The sequence below is a fragment of the Sphingobacterium paucimobilis HER1398 genome (assembly GCF_000416985.1).
GTDB lineage: Bacteria > Bacteroidota > Bacteroidia > Sphingobacteriales > Sphingobacteriaceae > Sphingobacterium > Sphingobacterium paucimobilis.
In genome coordinates this window covers 148366-169157 of sequence record NZ_ATDL01000014.1, presented here as the reverse complement: position 1 = coordinate 169157, position 20792 = coordinate 148366, and the positions used below count along the sequence as shown (strand labels likewise).

The 20792-nt window shown below is 40.6% G+C and carries 18 protein-coding genes; 12 read left to right on the top strand and 6 right to left on the bottom strand.

The annotated features are described in order from the left end of the window. Nucleotides 1–5: 5 nt before the first annotated feature. The 6 genes from M472_RS31990 to M472_RS45615 all read left to right on the top strand — a co-directional run bounded on the left by M472_RS31990 (nt 6) and on the right by M472_RS45615 (nt 7364). Nucleotides 6–1478, top strand: coding sequence for a SusD/RagB family nutrient-binding outer membrane lipoprotein (locus tag M472_RS31990; RefSeq protein WP_021069978.1), 1473 nt, complete (start codon nt 6–8; stop codon nt 1476–1478). A gap of 7 nt (nt 1479–1485) precedes the next feature. Continuing rightward, entirely contained in the window at nt 1486–2736 is a 1251-nt protein-coding gene (locus M472_RS31985) for a DUF5689 domain-containing protein (protein WP_021069977.1), read from the top strand. Between the two features lie 30 nt (nt 2737–2766). Then, nucleotides 2767–4737: a calcineurin-like phosphoesterase C-terminal domain-containing protein gene (locus M472_RS31980; protein WP_022829313.1), complete on the top strand. Its 1971-nt coding sequence runs from the start codon at nt 2767–2769 to the stop codon at nt 4735–4737. Between the two features lie 139 nt (nt 4738–4876). Beyond that, nucleotides 4877–5707: a glycerophosphodiester phosphodiesterase family protein gene (locus M472_RS31975; protein ID WP_235049494.1), complete on the top strand. Its 831-nt coding sequence runs from the start codon at nt 4877–4879 to the stop codon at nt 5705–5707. A gap of 12 nt (nt 5708–5719) precedes the next feature. Continuing rightward, a complete protein-coding gene (gene glpT / locus M472_RS31970) occupies nt 5720–7060 on the top strand; it encodes a glycerol-3-phosphate transporter (RefSeq protein WP_021069974.1) in 1341 nt (446 codons plus the stop codon). Nucleotides 7061–7217: 157 nt separating this feature from the next. Beyond that, nucleotides 7218–7364: a hypothetical protein gene (locus tag M472_RS45615; RefSeq protein WP_200859611.1), complete on the top strand. Its 147-nt coding sequence runs from the start codon at nt 7218–7220 to the stop codon at nt 7362–7364. Here the strand turns inward: M472_RS45615 and M472_RS31965 are convergent. Beyond that, the gene (locus M472_RS31965; RefSeq protein WP_021069973.1) at nt 7361–8221 is read right to left on the bottom strand and encodes a mechanosensitive ion channel family protein; all 861 of its coding nucleotides are present in this window, start codon (nt 8219–8221) and stop codon (nt 7361–7363) included. The genes M472_RS45615 and M472_RS31965 overlap by 4 nt on opposite strands. 223 nt (nt 8222–8444) lie before the next feature. On the opposite strand from M472_RS31965, the gene M472_RS31960 reads away from it, so the two are divergent. The 3 genes from M472_RS31960 to asnA all read left to right on the top strand — a co-directional run bounded on the left by M472_RS31960 (nt 8445) and on the right by asnA (nt 11302). After that, entirely contained in the window at nt 8445–9617 is a 1173-nt protein-coding gene (locus M472_RS31960; RefSeq protein ID WP_021069972.1) for a cysteine desulfurase family protein, read from the top strand. 78 nt (nt 9618–9695) lie between these two features. Next, nucleotides 9696–10022, top strand: a complete 327-nt coding sequence (locus M472_RS31955) for a HesB/IscA family protein (protein ID WP_021069971.1) — start codon at nt 9696–9698, stop codon at nt 10020–10022. Between the two features lie 275 nt (nt 10023–10297). Beyond that, nucleotides 10298–11302, top strand: coding sequence for an aspartate--ammonia ligase (gene asnA, locus M472_RS31950; protein WP_021069970.1), 1005 nt, complete (start codon nt 10298–10300; stop codon nt 11300–11302). 135 nt (nt 11303–11437) lie between these two features. Here the strand turns inward: asnA and M472_RS31945 are convergent, their stop codons facing one another. From M472_RS31945 to M472_RS31935, 3 genes are all read right to left on the bottom strand, one after another. Next, nucleotides 11438–12946 carry a bifunctional GNAT family N-acetyltransferase/carbon-nitrogen hydrolase family protein gene (locus tag M472_RS31945; protein ID WP_031301591.1) on the bottom strand — a complete coding sequence of 503 codons (1509 nt, stop codon included), beginning with the start codon at nt 12944–12946 and terminating at the stop codon, nt 11438–11440. Nucleotides 12947–13191: 245 nt separating this feature from the next. Beyond that, nucleotides 13192–13515, bottom strand: a complete 324-nt coding sequence (locus M472_RS31940) for a DUF3467 domain-containing protein (protein WP_021069968.1) — start codon at nt 13513–13515, stop codon at nt 13192–13194. Nucleotides 13516–13598: 83 nt separating this feature from the next. After that, a complete protein-coding gene (locus M472_RS31935; RefSeq protein ID WP_021069967.1) occupies nt 13599–14714 on the bottom strand; it encodes a M42 family metallopeptidase in 1116 nt (371 codons plus the stop codon). Between the two features lie 114 nt (nt 14715–14828). On the opposite strand from M472_RS31935, the gene lgt reads away from it, so the two are divergent. Both lgt and M472_RS31925 read left to right on the top strand, forming a co-directional pair. Then, on the top strand, nt 14829–15689 hold the full coding sequence (gene lgt / locus M472_RS31930) for a prolipoprotein diacylglyceryl transferase (protein ID WP_021069966.1): 861 nt from the start codon (nt 14829–14831) through the stop codon (nt 15687–15689). A gap of 43 nt (nt 15690–15732) precedes the next feature. Next, nucleotides 15733–16944 carry a multidrug effflux MFS transporter gene (locus M472_RS31925; protein ID WP_021069965.1) on the top strand — a complete coding sequence of 404 codons (1212 nt, stop codon included), beginning with the start codon at nt 15733–15735 and terminating at the stop codon, nt 16942–16944. On the opposite strand, the gene aroQ is transcribed toward M472_RS31925, so the two are convergent. Further along, a complete protein-coding gene (gene aroQ / locus M472_RS31920) occupies nt 16927–17343 on the bottom strand; it encodes a type II 3-dehydroquinate dehydratase (protein ID WP_021069964.1) in 417 nt (138 codons plus the stop codon). The two genes, M472_RS31925 and aroQ, sit on opposite strands and share 18 nt — an antisense overlap. 67 nt (nt 17344–17410) lie before the next feature. Beyond that, nucleotides 17411–19042, bottom strand: a complete 1632-nt coding sequence (locus M472_RS31915; protein WP_021069963.1) for a hypothetical protein — start codon at nt 19040–19042, stop codon at nt 17411–17413. Nucleotides 19043–19328: 286 nt separating this feature from the next. On the opposite strand from M472_RS31915, the gene M472_RS31910 reads away from it, so the two are divergent. Beyond that, the gene (locus tag M472_RS31910; protein WP_021069962.1) at nt 19329–20744 is read left to right on the top strand and encodes a glycoside hydrolase family 125 protein; all 1416 of its coding nucleotides are present in this window, start codon (nt 19329–19331) and stop codon (nt 20742–20744) included. Nucleotides 20745–20792: the final 48 nt, after the last annotated feature.

Below are 20792 nucleotides of genomic sequence, written 5' to 3'. Positions count from 1 at the left end.
AAAACATGAAAAATGTCATAAAAGCCAGTCTAATCGCGATAGTAATATCGACATCCTTTAGCAGCTGCACGAAAGACTTCGTGGATATCAACACTAACCCTAATCAAAGTGCGGCCGTAGCTCCTCAAAGTCTGATTGGACCAACTATATATAAAATGGTAAGCGCAAACTTAGACCGTAACCTACGTGTCAACAACGAGTTTATGCAGGTAACCGTTACTACTAATGAAAATAGAGAATTTCACCGCTACAGCATACGTAGCTCTGAAACAGAATACATGTGGAGAAGTTGGTTTCTAGAACTGACTAATATACGTGATATGTATCAACGTGCCGAACAAGGACTACAACCTGGCTACCAAACCTATCAAGGCATATCTTTAATCTTAGATGCTTGGACGACCTCCTTGCTCACAGATATGTATGGAGACATTCCATATTTCGAGAGTAATTTGGGCTATAAAGAAAATAATACCACTCCTTATTTCGACAAACAGATAGATATTTATCGCGACCTATTTTTAAAACTGGAACGAGCTAACGCTCTATTAAAGGAAAACAAAAAAGTCGAGGACAGTTACAGTAACTTTGATCCACTCTTCGCAACAAACCCTGAACAATGGCGAAAATTCGGCAACTCTCTTTACCTACGTTTATTACTTCGCGTCTCCCATAAAGCGGAACTAAATCCGATAGTTAAACTAAAAGAGATATTAGAATCAAATACTGCAGAATACCCAATTATGTTGTCCAACGATGACTCGGCTGTTTTACGTTTTCAAAGTCAGGAACCGTATATCAATCCATTTTTTAACCTGCGTGACATCGATTTTAATGGCAACAAAGGCTATTCTGAGTTCTTTATAAACAACATGCTGAATTTACAGGATCCCCGACTAAAAACGTGGGCTACTGAAGCTTCACTAGGCGTATATGGAGGCATGCAATCCGGCTATCCCAAAGGATCGGTTCCTGAAGTGCAATCTGTATTTCCTACCACTCTTAAAGGCACAGCTTTACTTGGAAATATCATGAATTATGCTGAAGTTAAATTTATTATCGCAGAATTGATGGAGAAAGATATAATTTTTGGTGATTCTTACACGGCCTATAAAGAGGGAGTTGAATCTTCTATTACGTTATGGGGAAGCACCCTTCCAACTGATTACTTTGCCAATGAATATGTAGCTTTTTTAGACTCAGACAACGAAGAACAACGTCTTAAAAAAATACATCTCCAAAAGTACCTTACTTTAATGTTTACTGACTTTCAGCAATGGTACGAATATCGCCGAACCGGATTACTTGACCTTTATATAGGAACCGATCTGGAAAACGATGGTAAAATGCCCATAAGACTTACTTACCCGCTCATCGTCCAATCATTAAATAAGAAAAATTACGATGATGCAGTAGCACGTTTAGGTCAAGATGCCATAAACAAGAGTATGTGGTGGCAGATCGGGTTAACTCAATAATTACGTTATGAAAACAACACACAAATTATATATATTAAGCATACTTGCTTCAACCCTAACAGTCAGCTGTTTAAAAGAGGACACAAATTATGCAGAAGGCACACAAAATCCTGAATCCTCGATTTATGTATTACGCAATCTTTACAAAGGAAACGATGTTGCACTTGATACTGAAAAACTAAACGGTGCCAATTATTTGAACTGCTTAGTTATTTCCAACGCACAGACTAAAAACTTTCCAACAAACGTAGTTGCTGTACAAAACACATGGAGAGGACAGACTCGTGGTATACTTATCGAAGTTCCTAATGATCATAATTATCAATTCGGAGACTCACTTCGCATCGGGTTAGCCAATCCTATGCTAAGCAAATTCAATGACTTACTAGTATTAAAAGGGATAGCAGAAACTAATATCACGAAGTTAAACAGCGGAAACAAAGTTCAATCAAAATCAGTCTCCATAGCGACATTGAAAAACAAGTTTTCAGACTACGAATCAACCTTTGTTGGTGTCACTGCAGATCTAGCTACAGAACCTGAAAATGGCACCCCAATAAAAGGAGCCAAACCATTGGTAGATAGTGAGAAAAACAATCTAGTCCTATTTACCGCAGACGACGCTACGTTCTCTGAGCAATCCATAGCTCCCAGTGCAACTTTTACGGGGATAGCCTTTCGAAACACAAATGATATTGAACTAAGACTTCAATCATACACAGACATGCGCTACCCCAGTGGTCGTGTCTATGCAGGTTGGCCGGAAAACTTTGACACTTTTGATGCACCCAAAGATGGATATGCAGCACGGATGGTAAAACTAACAACAGGAGATTGGTTGTTCGACCAAAGCCTTCTAGGTTTCACCCCCGGTAGAGACCGTATTGTATCTGGTACTCACGCCGTTCGTTTTCAACAAAACCTCAAAACCCCCGCCTTATTACAGATGAATTTTGATGTCCCCAATGGCGCATCAAAAGTTACTTTGTGGTATGGTTGCTACTGGAATGACCGTTCTTCATCGTTTACCCTAGAGTATTCTCAAGATCAAGGCAAGACGTGGACTCAAACAGGCGAAGTCATTTCTGATGCCACTACCACGACAGAGAGCATGACACCCAAACAGGCTGTGTTTCTAATGAATATCCAAGGTCCGGTAAGATTTAGAATAAACAAACTTGGATTAGGTGGAAGTACCAACGAAATTAGTAATGGTCGTCTAGGTATCGATGACATAGCCATTTTTAGAAGTTACTAAATATCTAAAAAACAATAACAACGCTGAATCATGAAGTTCAACACACTTTGTAAAACTATATTGCTTTCTACAACACTCCTTAACTATACATTTGTCGGTTGTAGCAAATCCGAACCAGTTGTAAAGGAAGCAACGAGCAATCCACTACAACTCAAACACCTTAGCATGCCGGCAGTCCTTAACCTGAGTAAAGGGAATGCCATAAATATTATCGGAACAGGATTCAAAGAAAAAGATATAATTAGCTTCTCTCCCCGCAGTGGACAGGGAACTATTATAGACTTATCAATTAAAGAATTCAACGACAAAGGTATAACACTCGATTATTCCGATGCTTTAGAAGACGGCAAGTATGACATTACTATTAAAAGAGAATCTACCTCTCAGCTCATCGGAAAAACAGTTGTCAACCACGTATTAAGACTTGACATACCTGACAAGCCTAACATGACTGTCAAGGGAATTGTCCATACCGAAGGAAAAGGAATAGCTAATGTATTGGTCACCGATGGTGAGATCTTTACAAAAACAGACGCTGATGGTATCTATTACCTTCCTTCTTCCAAAAAAAATGGAGTAGTTTATATTACCATACCAAGTAACTACCAGGTAGCGAGGAGAAATACAGTCCCTCAATTCTTCAAACTCTTAACGGGTATTACATCAGAAAGCGAAATTAGGGATTTTGAAATCAAACCATTGAATACACAAAATCACGCCATCGCTTTCTTAGCCGACATCCATTTGGCCAATCGAAACGATGATATAAAACAATTTCAAGAAAATTTCCTAAAAGATATACAAGAAACAAGCGAATATTATCGAGCACAAAACAAGCAATTCTACGCTTTGACCTTAGGAGATCAATCTTGGGATGCTTATTGGTATGACAACAATTTCAAAATAAAAGAATACTTGGATAATGTCAAAGACCTCCCCTTCACCATATTCAATACCATTGGCAATCACGACTACAACCCCTATATAGCTATGAATGACTTCGTTGCCTCCGCCGAATATAGAAACATCTTGGGGCCGACTTACTATTCTATGAATCTTGGCAATGTACATTACGTAATCTTAGACAACGTTGTTTACACCAATACTGGAGGAAATAATGGTATCATTGGAGATAGGGAATATGACAATATAGTTACTCCCGAGCAGGTGAAGTGGTTACAAACGAACTTATCTTTTATTGAAGACAAATCAAAACCTGTAGTAGTAGTCATGCACGTACCATTGTACTCAAATCCCACATCCGGGTCAAATTATGCTACAAAAAACGGACAAGAGATTGTCGATGCTTTAGCAGGATTTACCAATGTTAAAATAATGAGCGGCCATACTCATATAAACTATCGTGTTAATAAACTCGAGACACCACACATCAGTGAAGAAAACATCGGAGCAGTAAGTGCAACTTGGTGGTGGACAGGACGTTCAGGTTACGCAGACAATCATATATGTAAAGATGGTAGCCCAGGAGGTTATTCCATTATGGAAGCTGAAGGAAGTAAAACAAAATCGTATTACAAAGGAATAGGCTTTGCAAAAGAATACCAATTCAGAACATACGACTTAAACAATGTACTGATTACTTCCGAGACACATGCACCGAAAGCAAATGCTACATACAAAGCAAAAACAGCAACGTATGCAGGTGAATACACCAAAGAAAACAAGAAAAATGAAGTTTTATTGAATGTTTGGGGCTATAACAAAAATTGGAAAATCACAGTGAAGGAAAATGGAAAAGAACTTGAGGTAAAACAAACTACGAAGAAAGATCCATTACATATTATTTCTTATGCAATGCAACGTCTCAATGTCAATGCGGAACCTACCTCATCTTTTATATCAGGAAACACATCACATTTGTTTCTGGTTACAGCCTCTAGTCCTAAAAGTACATTAGAAATCATGGTTGAAGATGAGTACGGTAACATTTATGAAGAGACAATGACAAGACCTAAAGCTTTTTCATATAGTATGCGTTAATAGGGAATACATCTTTATTTTTTATTTTTACAAATCATAAAATTAATTGAATATGTCATTTAATAAAAGAAACATTATAGCGACGGCCTTACTACTAGGATTATTAACATCTTCCTGCAACACTCAAAAACAAGCTCGTATGCAAAACCCTGAATTCCCAACCTTCTCCTACGAAGGACACCGTGGAGCTAGAGGACTCTATCCAGAAAATACGATTGGAGCCATGAAGCTTGCGATAGACCTGCCTAAAGTCACTACACTAGAAATGGACTGCCATATTACCAAAGACAAAAAGGTAGTAGTCTATCATGACGATTATTTAAACCCCAAGTTTGTCACCTACAAAGATGGCAGCGAGCTTAAAGGAAAGGATATAAAGGGTACTATATATAAATACACTTGGAAAGAATTAGGAAACTTTGACATAGGCCTCAAAGGAAACATTGATTTTCCCCAGCAACAAAAAACTCCTGCCTCATTAAACCTGTTAAAAGATCTAATCAAAGAATCGGAAGCCTACGCAAAAGAAAAAAAACGTGCGCCGATGTTCTATAACATTGAAACAAAAAGTAAAGAGGGTAAAGACCACGAATGGCATCCGGCTCCACAAGAATTCTCAGACCTTATACTAGAGGTTGTTATAGAACAAGGCATAGCCGCTAGAACCGTCATACAATCTTTTGACAAAAGGACCATTCAATATATCAACAAAAACTACCCACAGATCAAAACATCATATCTGATTGGAGCTAAAAACAGTAAAAGTATCAAAGAACTTGTTGCTGAACTTGGATTCACACCTTTCATCATAAGCCCCCACTACAGTAGTGTCAATGCAGACTTTGTAAAAGAAGCACATAATCTCGGCATTAAGATAATTCCGTGGACGGTCAATGACAAAAAAGGAATTATCGCTCAGCAAGCCCTCAAAGTCGATGGCATCATTACCGACTATCCGAACCTATTCTAAAACAAACTAACTATGTTCAGTATATTTAAACCAGCCTCGCACAAAGCGAGGCTGCCAGAAGACCGTATTGATCCCGAATACAAAAAACTCAGACTTCAAGTATTTATAGGAATATTTATAGGGTATGCCGCTTACTACTTTGTTCGCAAAAACTTCTCCTTCGCTGTAAAAGATCTGCAAGACTCCCTTGGTTACAGCAAGGCCGAGCTTGGGTTTGCTATGTCCGCCATTTCTATAGCATATGGATTAAGCAAGTTTTTCATGGGAAACGTTTCTGACCGAAGCAACGCACGTTATTTTCTAGCGGCAGGACTCATCCTATCCTCCTTGACGATGATCTTTATGGGATTTTCTTCCTTTGCAACCTCTTCCATCACCGTTATGTTCATCTTATTATTCATCAATGGATGGGTACAAGGCATGGGATGGCCTGCTTGTGGACGTGTCGTCGTACATTGGTATTCCATCAAAGAGCGCGGAACAGCCATGTCCATATGGAATCTAGCCCACAATGTTGGAGGCTTCTTAGTAGGCCCCCTAGCGATCCTGGGTGTAGAATTATTCGTAGATTGGCAAGCACGTCTATACTTTCCAGGACTCGCAGCCATGCTCGTTGCCATCATATCTATATTTCTCGTCAGAGATACCCCTCAGTCCTGCGGGTTGCCCCCTATTGAAGAGTACAAAAACGACTATCCCAAAACCTATGAAGCCTCACAGGAAAAAGAATTCAGTTCCAAAGAGATTTTCTTCAAATATGTATTAAACAACAAATTGCTTTGGTATATCGCGATTGCAAATGCTTTTGTCTATTTAGTAAGAAATGGCATTATTAACTGGGCTCCTACCTTCCTTCAGGAGGCAAAACATTTCACCGCATCCGAGGCCACTTGGTCTGCCTCGATCTACGAATTGGCCGCCATACCTGGCACCATTCTCTGTGGGGTCATGAGTGACAAAATTTTCAAAGGCAGAAGAGCACCTGTAACCATCATCTATATGATCCTGACCTTTCTAGCTGTCGCTATCTATTGGCTTACACCTGGAGAAAACCAACTCGTAGTAAACCTTTCCCTATGGGCCATCGGCTTCCTCATATATGGTCCTGTCATGCTCATCGGTGTACAAGCTTTGGATCTTGTTCCTAAAAAAGCCGCAGGAACTGCTGCAGGCCTCACCGGACTATTTGGCTATTTCATAGGTGACCTGCTAGCAAATGCCGCACTAGGGGCTGTTGTCGACAAGAGTGGTTGGGATGCTTCCTTTGAAATCATCCTCTTAGCTTCAGTTTTCGCTATACTATTTACAGCATTCACCTGGAATAAGGAAAAAGAATTCCTACGTCTCAAATAAAGCTAGAACCGACAAGGTCAGCTTAAATTTGGCGCGATATCTGTTTACATTGTATAATCTCCGAACAATATATATTTCCATATGTTCGGAGATTATACATAGTACTATAAAACAAAGCGATCTAACAATTAATGGATCATGAGCTAATTCTATGCAGATGAAAAAGAAAATATTCCGTGTTCTGAACAGGATCAACAAATACATCCTACCTCGTTACAGCCACAAAGACCCCTCAAAACTAAGCAAGCTACAACAGGCTGTTGTAGCTTACCGATATTATATCCTCACATCAGCCTTAGATTAAGACTTCGTCGATATACTCGCATTAGCAATCACACCACCGTCATCACTTTTGATATGCATATCAGTTTGAGGATAAGGAATAGAAATACCTTTCTCATCCAATGCAACCTTTATTTTCTCCCTTAGTCCATTAGTAGTCGTCCAAAATGCCTCTCTCTTTACCCACCCTCGAATAGTCAAATTGACCGAACTGTCAGCCAGGTCACCTACAAAAACATCCGGTGCAGGTGTTTTCAACACCTCAGTTTCATTGCTCAAAACGGTTAAAATCGTATCCTTGGCAACTTTAATGTTATCTTCATAGCTAATACCGACCACAAATTCGAATCTTCTCGACAAAATCTTCGTATAGTTCTTAATCACTGAGTTAGCAAGCGTACCATTCGGACTAAAAATCTTAATCCCATTATCATCAGACAGCGTAGTGTACAGAATATCGATGCGATCTACCGTCCCACCAGACCCATTGGCACTCGAGATATAATCACCGACCTCAAAAGGACGAAAAACAAGAATCAATACCCCTCCAGCGAAGTTCGACAGACTCCCTTGCAGTGCCATACCCACTGCCAAGCCAAAAGCCGACAATACAGCGATAAAAGACGTAGTCTGTATTCCCATAGTATTCGCTACGGTCAATACCAGCATGGCATAAAGCACAAACTTCAACAAGCTCGATACAAAACTGCGAATCGAACGATCCACATTTCGCTTTTCGAAGCGACTGTTTAAAAATTTCAGAAAGAATTTAATCGCATATCGTCCCACCACCAATACAATCAGAGCGGCAGCAATAGTAGGCAACTTCAAAACGATCAGGTCGATCAACTTTTCAATTCTAGTTTCAACATTTTCCATAAGCAAATATTTTATATTTGAATTTATCCGTTATACAAATCTATAAAATATCCACATGAGAATAGGAATACTACTGCATATTTTGAATATCTTTAGCCTTATCAAAAATTCATATTTACCCAAGTACAAATGCCCATGAGTACGCAAGCTGGCGGATCATGAAATAAATGCGAAGCATTCATGAGTTCCATCGAGAAAACAATTAACGAATAACTAAACACATATGATATACCTAGACAACAATGCAACCAGTCGGTTGGATGAAAGAGTTCTCGACCGTATGCTCCCCTACCTCAGAGAAGATTATGCCAATGCTTCAAGCCTACAGCACAAAATGGGAAGACACGCAAACCAGGCTATAGAAGAAGCCCGCAATACCATCGCTAAGGTGTTACAGACTCAACCCAAAGAAATATTCTTCACTTCTAGTGCCACAGAAAGTATCAACATGGTACTTCGAGGCGTATTCGAACGGTACCAATCTAAAGGCAAACATATCATTACCTGCCAAACAGAACACAAAGCTACCTTGACCACGTGTGAATACCTGGAAAAGAAAGGTGCAAAAGTCACCTATCTCCCAGTAAACAAAAGCGGTGCTATAGATCTCGACGAATTAAAAAATCGAATAACAGCCCAGACCATACTAGTAAGCTTGATGTCTGTCAACAACGAAACCGGTGTCATACACCCTATAAAAGAGATCGCTGAAATATGCCAGGCAAAAGACGTCCTGTTCTTTTGTGACAGCACACAGTCCATCGGAAAACAAGCATTTGACCTCACAACATACCCGATAGATATCTGTTGTCTCAGTGCGCATAAGTTCCATGGTCCCAAAGGAATCGGCGCACTGTTCGTACGCCGAAAGACCAAACCCATTCAAATAGCCCCCCTTATCACAGGAGGCAACCAAGAACAAGCACTTCGAGGAGGCACCTACAATGTCCCTTCCATCGTCGGGATGGGGACAGCCATCCTACACACCAAAGAAGTCGACTATACAGCAATCAGACAACTGCGCGATTATTTTGAAGACCGCATACAGCATGAAATAGAAGAAACTATAGTTAATGCTCAAGAAGCACATAGAATCTGTAACACCAGTAATATCACCTTCAGGCATGTACGCGCTAATGAGATCATGACCAAGATTTCCGACATTGCAGTATCCTCAGGATCCGCTTGCGTATCAGGCAGCAGAGACTCCTCACATGTACTCAAAGCTATGGGACTCACTGATGAAGACGCCTTCTGCAGCCTACGTTTCAGTTTGTCCAAGTACTCCACAGCGCAGGAAATAGACCAGACCGTAGAAGCTTTAAAAACAGCAGTTAGCACCATTCGGCAACACTCGCCTATATGGCAGATGTACAAAAAAGGCCTTTTAGGATAATATGACAGTTCCTTAACCAGGTACACTTGTGTTTAGAAAAAAAATTACGAAATTTGTAAGAGATTAATTAATTACATTATGGTAACGATTACAGACAAAGCCAAAGAGCGTATCCTGAAAGTCATCGAGGATGAACAATATGATGAAAGCTATTTTGTTCGGGTAGCTGTTACTAGCGGCGGTTGCTCCGGACTTTCGTATCATCTTAATTTTGACAACGAAGAGAAAAAGGGGGATCAATTCTGCGAAGACAAAGGAATAAAAATCTGTTTGGATATCAAATCATACCTGTACTTAGCCGGGACAGAGCTGGATTATTCAGACGGCCTCACAGGCAAAGGTTTCGAGTTCCATAACCCGAATGCCTCACGCACTTGCGCTTGTGGCGAAAGCTTTTCAGTTTAAAACAAAGATACTCCTTATCAGGATACAATAGGTAAAACAAGCAGTCTTGTTTTACCTATTGTACCATACCACTTCCCTCCGCTTTTGTCTTCTTTTTTATAAACATATAGACACAGCCCCGTCCAGACGAACATTCAGCAGACTTCATTTTAAAATATTACAATAAAAACCAACAAACAATTATCATTTTGATTACATTTGTAGAGCAATGTTGCTATATTAATATCTAAATTGATGATAGACGCTTCTACAGAAGCAAAAAAGTGTAATACTATATGGTACGCAACCTATTAAAAAGAGAACAAGCTATAACCTTTGTAAAGGAAACTTTTTCGACTCATTTGAGGCAAGCTTTAAATCTAATCCCCATATCATCACCCCTGATAGTCTTAGATGGGACAGGAATAAACGACGATCTCAACGGGATAGAACGTCCGGTATCTTTCCCTATTAAATCATTGAATGAAGAACGAGCAGTAGTTGTACACTCCCTAGCCAAATGGAAAAGGGTACGTCTAAAAGAGCTTGAACTCGAGCCAGAAGAAGGCATCATTACCGACATGCGCGCACTACGTCCGGACGAAGACTATTCGCCCATACATTCCATATATGTAGACCAGTGGGATTGGGAAAAAACAATCCAAAGCGAAAACCGTAATCTCAACTATTTAAAAGAGACAGTAAACAAAATATACGCTGCTTTAGTAGAAACAGAAAAAGCTGTAGAACATCAATATCCAGAAAGAAAGGCCATACTTCCCGAGCAAATATTCTTCATATCATCCGAAGAATTATTGAACAGGTACCCAACGTATACCCCCAAAGAACGAGAAAATGCGATTGCAAAAGAATACGGAGCCGTCTTCATTTACGGTATAGGCGGAGAGCTGTCCAACGGCTTTGCACACGATGGCCGTGCTGCAGACTATGATGACTGGAGCACCGAGAATGATGCAGGTTATAAAGGGCTCAACGGTGATATACTCGTTTGGAACCCTTTACTTAATAGTGCATTTGAATTATCTTCCATGGGAATACGTGTCAACAAAGAAGCCCTGATAAAACAATTGGCAATACGCCATTGTACCGAGCGCAGCGAGCTATCCTTTCACCAAATGCTCTTAAATGACCTCCTTCCAGAATCCATAGGAGGCGGAATTGGACAATCACGCGTATGCATGTTTATGCTCAAGCTCGCTCACATTGGCGAAGTACAAGTCAGCATTTGGGATCCTGAACGCAAAGAAAAGTTAGCCAGTGAAAATATATTTTTATTGTAAATAAGAATTCTTAGCCAAGGTCTCTCCAGGCCTTCATTCCGATCCTGCGGAGAACCCTGTACGGCTCAACCCAGTTAAATCTAAATACTAAAATAGGGACTACTTTAGTATTTAGATTTCTTCCTTTCCGTAAAATTACTTCAAGAGATTCACCTCATAAAGATCCTTTCTTCTATCCTTCAGAATCTTCACCGTACCGTATTCATGTAAATCACGCAGCGCATATAGATCCACATCCGCGATCAGTACCATCTCCGTATTAGGCGTTGCCTCCGCTTTTACTGCATTGTTTGGAAAAGCAAAATCAGACGGGGTGAACACCGCAGATTGAGAATACTGTATATCCATATTATTCACCCGAGGCAAGTTACCCACCGATCCGGCTATTGCCACATAGCATTCATTCTCAATGGCACGAGCCTGTGCACAATGCCTTACCCGCATATAACCATTTTGCGTATCCGTCATAAAAGGCACAAAGAGAATTTGCATACCTTGGTCTGCCAATATCCTTCCCAATTCTGGGAACTCTACATCATAACAGATCAATAGTCCCACCTTACCGCAGTCCGTATCAAACACTTTCACCTCATTTCCTCCGGCCATACCATAATGCTTGAATTCATTGGGTGTAATATGCACTTTACGAAATGAATCAATGTTCCCGCTACGGTGACAGAGATAAGACACATTATACAATTTATTCCGCTCGTACAAAGGCATCGATCCCGCGATAATATTCACGTTATAAGATACCGCAAACTGTCGTATTTTATTGACGATTTCTTTTGTCTGCCCAGCCAACTTCTCCATCGCCTCTCGCTCTGGCAGATCATTATAATACCGCATCAATGGGGTATTGAAAAACTCAGGGAACAACGCAAAGTCTGCACCGTAGTCACTGACCGCATCAACGAAAAACTCTACCTGATCATAAAAATCCTCCAACCCGGTAAACAAGCGCATCTGCCATTGGATCAGTCCCAAACGTATGGTCTGTTTAGAAGCAGAGTGAGAGCGAGCATCCGGTTCATAGTAGATATTATTCCACTCCAACAACGTCGCAAACTCCATAGACTCACTATCCTCCGGCAAATAATTCTTTAGAATCTTCTTGACATGAAAATCATTAGACAGCTGAAAGGTTAATGTAGGATCAAATATTTCCTTACGCTTCACCCTTTCGATATAGACCCGAGGGCTCATCTCATCAGCATAATTAAAATAATTGGGAATACGTCCACCTGCCACAATACTCTTTAGATTCAGCTCCTCACACAATTCCTTTCTAGAATCATACAGACGCCGTCCCAGACGCAACGATCGGTAGTCGGGATGTACAAATACCTCTATACCATACAGCGTATCGCCTTCGTAATCGTGCTTGGAAAACTTACCGTCGTCGATAATCTCGTAATAACTGTCGTAGATATTACTCTTTTTTGAATTCAGAATAATCGATAGTGCACAGGCTACTACGCGACCGTTCACTTCAACAGCGAGCTGCCCCTCAGGAAAAACATCGATCAGATCCACAATATTCTCTCGGGTCCACACCTCACCTACACCTTGGTATGCTTCCGACATAGACTTTTTAAGATCTTTATAATCTTCTTTCGAAAGCAACCTTACTTTAATATCCATCATATATTCTACAGTATATATTTAAGCTAAACAGTTTAAAATTAATCATTCAAAAGTGATACCATTCTATGCAAAACATTCATAATTCTACTGAATTACGGCTAGAAATAACCCAAACGCTATTGTACTGGCCGTAATCTTGAATATTATACCTAAAGAAACTCCATAAAAAAAGCGTCTTGTCTAGCTATAATTACCGTAGAATACATAGCCAAACAAGACGCCTCTCCCCGAGCAAGCGCTACCTAAGCCTCTCCTTTTGTTCCTCCAAAGTTCAAGGGAAACGGCACATCCTTAGAAGATATGGAACCATTCTGCCCCTCAAAGCGGTTAACGTTATCCTGCAATGCTCCCAATAAACGTTTAGCATGTTCAGGAGTAAGTATAATCCTAGATTTTACTTTCGCTTTAGGTAATCCTGGCATAATACGTACAAAATCCAACACAAACTCCGTATTCGAATGTGTGATTATAGCCAAGTTAGAATACGTTCCCTCAGCAACTTCTTCGCTCAGTTCAATACTGATCTCGTTATTGTCGCCATTAGGCGTGTTATTATCGTTATTCATTTTTTGTATATTTTTATTCTAATCTCCAGTTACATCGTCACCTTTTAACAAGTTAACTTGTTAACCACGATAACTTGATACCATTATTTAGTAAAACTTCTAAAATCCTGACCATCTTCTATCGTCAGCACCATCTCATAGATAAGACGTATCACATTATCCACATCTTCCTTATGGATCATTTCCACCGTCGTGTGCATATAACGCAATGGCAGCGAAATCAGTGCCGAAGGAACTCCGCCGTTAGAATAAGCAAAAGCATCCGTATCCGTTCCTGTATACCGTGAAGAAGCCTGGCGTTGGAATGGAATTCCATTTTTCTCAGCCACTTCAATCAACAAACGATTCAAGTTAATCTGCACAGCTGGAGCATAAGATACTACAGGTCCCTTTCCGCAAGCAAGATCCCCCTGTGTAATCTTATTGATCATAGGAGTCTGCGTATCATGCGTCACATCCGTTACAATAGCCACATTAGGTTTGATATAATCAGCGATCATTTCAGCACCTCTCAAGCCGATTTCCTCCTGTACCGAATTGACGATATACAAACCAAAAGGAAGCTTCTTTTTATTCTCTTTCAACAGGCGCGCAACCTCTGCAATCATAAATCCACCGGCACGGTTATCCAAGGCCCGTCCCACATAGTAGCGATCATTAAGCACCATAAATTCATCTTCATAAGTCACCACCGATCCCACGTGTATACCCAGTGCCTCAACCTCCTCCTTAGACGTACAGCCACAATCTAGAAAAATATTCTTCAACGTAGGAGCTTCCTCCTTCTCGCCCGAGCGTGTATGGATTGCCGGCCAACCAAATACGGCTTTCACAATCCCCTTATCCGTATGGATATTCACCCGTTTAGATGGCGCAATCTGATGATCCGAACCACCATTACGAATCACATAGATCAACCCATCTTTCGTGATATAATTGACAAACCAAGATATCTCATCTGCATGTGCCTCGATAACCACCTTATATTTAGCTTTAGGATTGATAATACCTACCGCCGTACCATAGTTATCAATATAAGTCTCATCGACAAAAGGCTTTAAGTAATCCAACCAAAGTCGCTGTCCTGCCCACTCAAAACCCGTAGGCGAAGGATTATTTATATATTTTTCAAAAAATGTCAGTGATGTTTTCGTAACAACAGATTGGTGTTCTACTTCTTTACTACTCTTCTTTGCCATATCTAATTAGTTTGCTCCCAAAATAAAAATAATTATGCTAATCCTAAAATTATACAATAACAATTGGTGAATCCCGTGCATTTTATCTAAGTTTACTTCGCAAAAAATTACACTATGGATTTTATCTTTAATGCTATTCATTGGAATATAGACCAGGAATTATTCAAAATAGGTTCTTTTGGAATTCGCTACTATTCCCTTTGTTGGTTGCTCGCCTTCGCAGTTTCCTATATTTTGATGCTCAAGGTATTCAAAAGAGAAGGTAAAACTCAAGAAGATCTGGACAAACTAAGCATTTATATTTTCTTGGGAATATTGATAGGTGCCCGTGTCGGTCACTGTCTTTTCTATGAGTTTGACGAATATATCACCAAACCCTGGATGATGTTCCTTCCCTTTCAAATCGATGCCCGTGGCGAATGGCACTTTACCGGTTTCCAAGGCCTGGCATCCCATGGAGCAGTAGTAGGCACACTCATAGCACTATACCTTTACGCAAAAAAAACAAAGACCGATTTCCTATGGGTTGCAGATCGCTTGGTACTTGTTGTCCCTATAGCTGGAGCCTTTGTGCGCTTAGGCAACTTCTTCAACTCTGAAATCATTGGTAAGCCTGCTGATCCGAGTCTACCTTGGGCAGTCGTATTTCAGAATGCAGGGCTAAGACCTGCCGAGTTGAATATGCTACCTAGACATCCAGCCCAATTATATGAAGCAATTGGCTATGTCATTTTGTTCTTTATTCTATGGGCCATGTACCAAAAGAATAAAGCCCCTAAGCCAGGACTTTTATTTGGTCTATTTTTCGCTGTGCTATTCGCTATACGTTTCGTAATGGAGTTCTTCAAAGAAAACCAAGAAGATTTCGAGGCAGGCATGCTCTTCAACATGGGACAACTACTCAGCATACCACTAATAATCATAGGATTATACTTTATATTTCGAAAACATAAAGACAATACTATAAAAAGATAAACATAGAGCCCCTTACCAAGGGGCTTTTATTTTGACTATCAATATGCATAAAAACAAAAAAGTAATCCTGCTGATCCTTGGCCTCCTCTCAGCGATAGGCCCATTCTCCATCGACATGTATCTTCCTGCATTCGAGACTATTTCCAAAGATTTCAACACCTCAATTGACAGGGTACAACTATCACTTACCGCATTCTTTGTAGGAATTGCAATAGGACAGATTATCTATGGTCCCCTTTTAGACCGATTCGGACGTAAAAAACCATTGATTATTGGCTTATTCATCTATATCACCACCTCTATACTCTGTGTATTCACAAGAGATATCGAAAGCCTCATAGCCCTTCGCTTTCTACAGGCACTCGGCAGCTGTGCAGGAATGGTAGCATCAAGAGCCATGGTACAAGACTACTACGAGCCGCAGGAAGCCGCTCGTACTTTCAGCCTATTGATGCTCGTCGTGGCCATATCACCGATATTAGCACCTTCCGCAGGGGCATTTCTAATGGAACATCTAGACTGGCATTACATTTTTATAACATTGGCCTCACTGGGCGTACTAATCATTATAGGCACCATTTTCTTTTTACCAGAGAGCTACAAAGGGAATCCCGATTTTTCACTACTTCCCCCAGCCATAATACGCCAATATTGGAGCGTGTTTATCAACAGAACCTTTATCAGCTATTGCCTTATCGGATCTATCGCAGCAGCAGGTCTATATGCCTACCTTGCCGGCTCCTCTTTTATTATCCAAGAATTATACGGGCTTTCCAAAAAAGAGTATGGGTTAATATTTGCCTTTGTCGCTTCTGCTCTCATTATAGCGACACAATTGAACCGCCAATTTCTAAAACGCTGGTCAATGTCTGAAATTAGCAGGATAGCAAACTGTGGGCAGGCACTCGTAGGCATAGCGATGTTAGTGACTGTATGGACACATACCCTCAACCTCCAAGTTCTAATCGCTTTAGTATTCGGTTATCTCTTATGTCAAGGCTTTATATTCCCCAACACCTCTGCCATGGCCCTTGCACCCTTTAAACAGACAGCAGGAAGTGCTTCGGCACTGCTAGGTTGTCTACAGATGGGACTAGGAGCCGTCTCATCCGGTATAGTCAGCCTCTTTCATAATGGAACGGAAGTACCGATGCTATTGGTCATGTGCAGTTGTGCTTGTATTGCTTTGCTATTACATCTTTTTGCTGTTCCACCCCGCCAGAGCACAAGCGAGATCTTAGAGCAGACTTTCTAGGGCCAATCGATAACTATCTAGACCAAAGCCCAAGATTACACCCTTGCAATTCTTCGAAAGATAAGAATGATGTCTATAAGCCTCTCGTTGATGTACATTAGAAATATGTACCTCGACGACAGGCGTATGTATTGCGGCGATAGCATCCGCTATAGCCACTGACGTATGCGTATACGCCCCAGCGTTAAGCACAATACCATCAAAGTCAAATCCCACTTCATGAAGCTTATCAATAAGCACCCCCTCCGTATTGCTTTGGAAATAAGACAGATCTACAGCCCCATACTTGTTTTTCAAAGTCTCAAAGTATTCTTCAAAGGATTGATCCCCATATATACTCTTTTCCCTAATCCCCAACAAGTTGAGGTTGGGTCCATTCATTATCAATATTTTCTTCATAAATCCAGAACAATTGTCAGCTTAAGCAAGCACGTTATAATAACTACCGCTTAAAAAAGTAAATATATTAAAAATCGTTGTAAAAACTACGGAACGACGAGCGCAATCCAACAGAGATCACACCCGATTTTTGAGTCGCCTGATCCTCGATTTTACGGTACCGTTGCGTATAGCCCAGCTCCAACCGCAAATTATACTTCGGGTTCAATACATAAGCAGCTTTCGCATCCGCATAATACAGATTGTTCTTTACTCCCTGACCGATTTTATTATTGTACATATTAGGGATCGTGGTATACGATTGGAATATATCTCCCCCCATATTCGAACCATCCGCCGGATCAGTACCATACAGATTATACATTCCTTGCAAAGAGAAGTCAAAACGTTTCCAGGAGTAGTTCGCTATACCGACCAACTCTCTAAAGTTAGCCCCACGAGGGTGTGCCAACGGCTCACCATGATTACTATAATTCGATGTTGAAGAAAAATGCTGATAAGTATAAGGTCGAGCGAGATTATACTCACCAAGGAAGTTAAGATTTTTTACACCAAAGGCATCAAACCCACGCACACCGATCTGTGCTCCCCATTTATTGTGGGCATAGCCGTTGTTAGCAAAGAACTCCTTAGCCGTAAACTCGCCAAGCAAGAATTGTCCATATACAGACACATTTTTCAACGCTTTATACTTTGCATTCAGTCCCAAGAACATCTTATCCGGAGAAGAAGAATTATTAGATTCTACAGGTCTTAAGAAGATAACAGGGTTCAGGTAATTAAAATCAAATCCCCGATGTCCAGCCTCATTTTCGTTCGCCCAGGTGATAGCCTGAAAAAAACCTATAGACAATCTATTAGTCGCATTATAATCCAAGTATTGAAAAGCCCCCCATTTGATACCGTCGCCCAGTCTAGCTGTAGGATCTGTAGGATCTATCCGTGGGTTCTTCTGGTCCAACATATAAGCCCATATGGAGGTATATTGTACATTACCTATTGTCCCTGTTAACTTCAGATGCGTATAGTTTCCTGAAAAATCAGACAATAACATCGAACGATAACCATCCCCAATATGATTCTTATCATAGGCTAAGGTCGTTTGAAAATAAGGACTAAAATCATATGTAAGACTAGCAGTTGCATACATCCAATCCTTTACATTTTTTGATTGGTTCTTCACCGTTCCATGTCCAGGCATTACACCATTTGCTAAGGCATAATCATCAATATACTGTGGATATACCCCTTGATTCTCAAAAAAGTTCGTATAGAACGTTAGTTTATCACCGATTGTCAATCCCGCCTGAAAACCACGCCCATTCAGCCAGGTCGTTCTTTTGTCCGTCCCCATCAATTCCGACCCAATCTGAAAATCCGGCAAAAAATCCATGTAAAAGGTATGATCTTCCTTTTCCACCTGCACCAGATGCTCATTGAACAGCTTACGCATAAACCAATTTTGAGAGTCCGTAGGATTGGCAGATGCTAACGAATCCTTACGGTCCAAAAGCCTACCATTATATAAAAAGGGCTTAGACGCAGTATGAAAACGAGTATCTGGAGAATATAGAATATCACTATATTTTTGTGTTTGCTGAAATGAATAGGGTTGATTCTGCACTTGCGCACGTAAAGTAATCACGGATCCTGACAACAAAAACGTTGCTAATAAACCTGTAGTAATCTTTCTATTCATATTCTCTTATTTTTTAAATTTTAACCTTATTCTCAAAATCTGTTCCTAATCCTCGAGGCAAAGGTAAGTTTTTTTCTGAAACGCACTAAAACAGTCAATTTTAAAAGAATGTTTATTAACGCCTCTTTCTAGGTGCAAAGAATGGGGTTGCTAGAATCAAATCATCAATTAAAAAACAAAAACACCTGACAACAAACATTGCTAAAACGTTTTTACTATTGTTTCTGTAAATTTTTATTTGCATATTGCTATCTAAATTTGGACCATAAACACAACATAAATTATAATGAAACGCAGAACATTCCTACAACAGAGTGCCCTCTTAGGAGCAGGCGCCTTAGCTAGCAAACTCTCTTTTGCGAACACCACACATACCTTTCCAACCGTACGCGTTACCGCGGACAAGAGACATTTCAGTAGCCCTGTTGTGGAAGATGCGATAAAAGAGTTCCAGAAAAACGTTAAAAACCCAGAGCTAGGCTGGTTATTCAATAACTGCTTCCCTAATACACTGGACACCACGATATACGACGAATCCACCGCGAATAAAAAGTTGACCTACGTCATCACTGGTGATATCGATGCGATGTGGCTCCGTGACAGCAGTGCGCAGGTATGGCCCTATATTCCTTTCATGAAAAAGGATACAAAGCTCAAAGATCTTATCTTAGGCTTGATCAACAAACAGTCGCAATGTATCAATATAGACCCCTATGCCAACGCGTTCTATAATGATCCGACAAAAAAAGGAGAATGGTTTTCAGATCATACCCAAATGAAACCCGGTATCCACGAACGTAAGTGGGAGATAGACTCCCTATGCTACCCCATACGGTTGGCCCATCGCTACTGGAAAGAAACCGGAGATACGACACCCTTTGATACCGATTGGATCAGAGCACAGGAAAACACCTACAAAACATTTGTAGAACAACAGCGCAAAGACAACCTGGGTCCCTACAATTTTTCACGTACAACCTCTCGTGGGACAGACACCCTACAAGTTGATGGCTGGGGATATCCTGTCAATCCCGTTGGACTGATATGTTCAAGCTTCCGTCCTTCAGATGATTGCACGATGTTTCCTTTCTTGATACCATCCAATCTATTTGCTATCAAAAGCCTACGCCAATCCGCAGAGATTCTCAGAAAGATCAACAATACCGAATTGGCAAATAAAATGGAAAGCCTAGCCGATGAAGTACAACAAGCTGTACACAAGCACGGTATCGTTGACCACCCACAACACGGACGTGTATACGCATTTGAAGTAGATGGATTTGGCAGCTTTATGATGATGGACGATGCCAATGTGCCATCACTCCTCGCTCTCCCCTACCTCGAGTCCGTTGACGTCAAAGACGAAGTGTACCAACGTACCAGAAAATATATACTGTCTAAAAACAACCCCTTCTTCTTCAAAGGGACAGCTGCCGAAGGAGTTGGAGGACCGCATATCGGAAGAGACATGATATGGCCCATGGCGATCATCATGCGTGCTTTCACCTCGACAGACGATAACGAGATTCGTGACTGTATCAAGACATTAGCAGCCACACATGGAGACACCGGCTTCATGCACGAATCTTTTCACAAAGATGATCCCAAAAAATTCACACGTCATTGGTTCGCTTGGGCCAATACTCTCTTTGGAGAGCTACTTTGGAAGACCTATAAAGAAAAGCCACATTTGTTGACTTAAAATAGCTTGACATTAATTTTTTTTAAGGAGATTTGCACCTAGAACAAG

What these genes read in the sequence shown, in the direction of transcription:
- M472_RS31990 (WP_021069978.1), top strand. Translation starts at nt 6, where the DNA reads ATGAAAAATGTCATAAAAGCCAGTCTAATCGCGATAGTAATATCGACA.
- M472_RS31985 (WP_021069977.1), top strand. Translation starts at nt 1,486, where the DNA reads ATGAAAACAACACACAAATTATATATATTAAGCATACTTGCTTCAACC.
- M472_RS31980 (WP_022829313.1), top strand. Translation starts at nt 2,767, where the DNA reads ATGAAGTTCAACACACTTTGTAAAACTATATTGCTTTCTACAACACTC.
- M472_RS31975 (WP_235049494.1), top strand. Translation starts at nt 4,877, where the DNA reads ATGCAAAACCCTGAATTCCCAACCTTCTCCTACGAAGGACACCGTGGA.
- glpT (WP_021069974.1), top strand. Translation starts at nt 5,720, where the DNA reads ATGTTCAGTATATTTAAACCAGCCTCGCACAAAGCGAGGCTGCCAGAA.
- M472_RS45615 (WP_200859611.1), top strand. Translation starts at nt 7,218, where the DNA reads ATGAAAAAGAAAATATTCCGTGTTCTGAACAGGATCAACAAATACATC.
- M472_RS31965 (WP_021069973.1), bottom strand. Translation starts at nt 8,221, where the DNA reads ATGGAAAATGTTGAAACTAGAATTGAAAAGTTGATCGACCTGATCGTT.
- M472_RS31960 (WP_021069972.1), top strand. Translation starts at nt 8,445, where the DNA reads ATGATATACCTAGACAACAATGCAACCAGTCGGTTGGATGAAAGAGTT.
- M472_RS31955 (WP_021069971.1), top strand. Translation starts at nt 9,696, where the DNA reads ATGGTAACGATTACAGACAAAGCCAAAGAGCGTATCCTGAAAGTCATC.
- asnA (WP_021069970.1), top strand. Translation starts at nt 10,298, where the DNA reads ATGGTACGCAACCTATTAAAAAGAGAACAAGCTATAACCTTTGTAAAG.
- M472_RS31945 (WP_031301591.1), bottom strand. Translation starts at nt 12,946, where the DNA reads ATGGATATTAAAGTAAGGTTGCTTTCGAAAGAAGATTATAAAGATCTT.
- M472_RS31940 (WP_021069968.1), bottom strand. Translation starts at nt 13,515, where the DNA reads ATGAATAACGATAATAACACGCCTAATGGCGACAATAACGAGATCAGT.
- M472_RS31935 (WP_021069967.1), bottom strand. Translation starts at nt 14,714, where the DNA reads ATGGCAAAGAAGAGTAGTAAAGAAGTAGAACACCAATCTGTTGTTACG.
- lgt (WP_021069966.1), top strand. Translation starts at nt 14,829, where the DNA reads ATGGATTTTATCTTTAATGCTATTCATTGGAATATAGACCAGGAATTA.
- M472_RS31925 (WP_021069965.1), top strand. Translation starts at nt 15,733, where the DNA reads ATGCATAAAAACAAAAAAGTAATCCTGCTGATCCTTGGCCTCCTCTCA.
- aroQ (WP_021069964.1), bottom strand. Translation starts at nt 17,343, where the DNA reads ATGAAGAAAATATTGATAATGAATGGACCCAACCTCAACTTGTTGGGG.
- M472_RS31915 (WP_021069963.1), bottom strand. Translation starts at nt 19,042, where the DNA reads ATGAATAGAAAGATTACTACAGGTTTATTAGCAACGTTTTTGTTGTCA.
- M472_RS31910 (WP_021069962.1), top strand. Translation starts at nt 19,329, where the DNA reads ATGAAACGCAGAACATTCCTACAACAGAGTGCCCTCTTAGGAGCAGGC.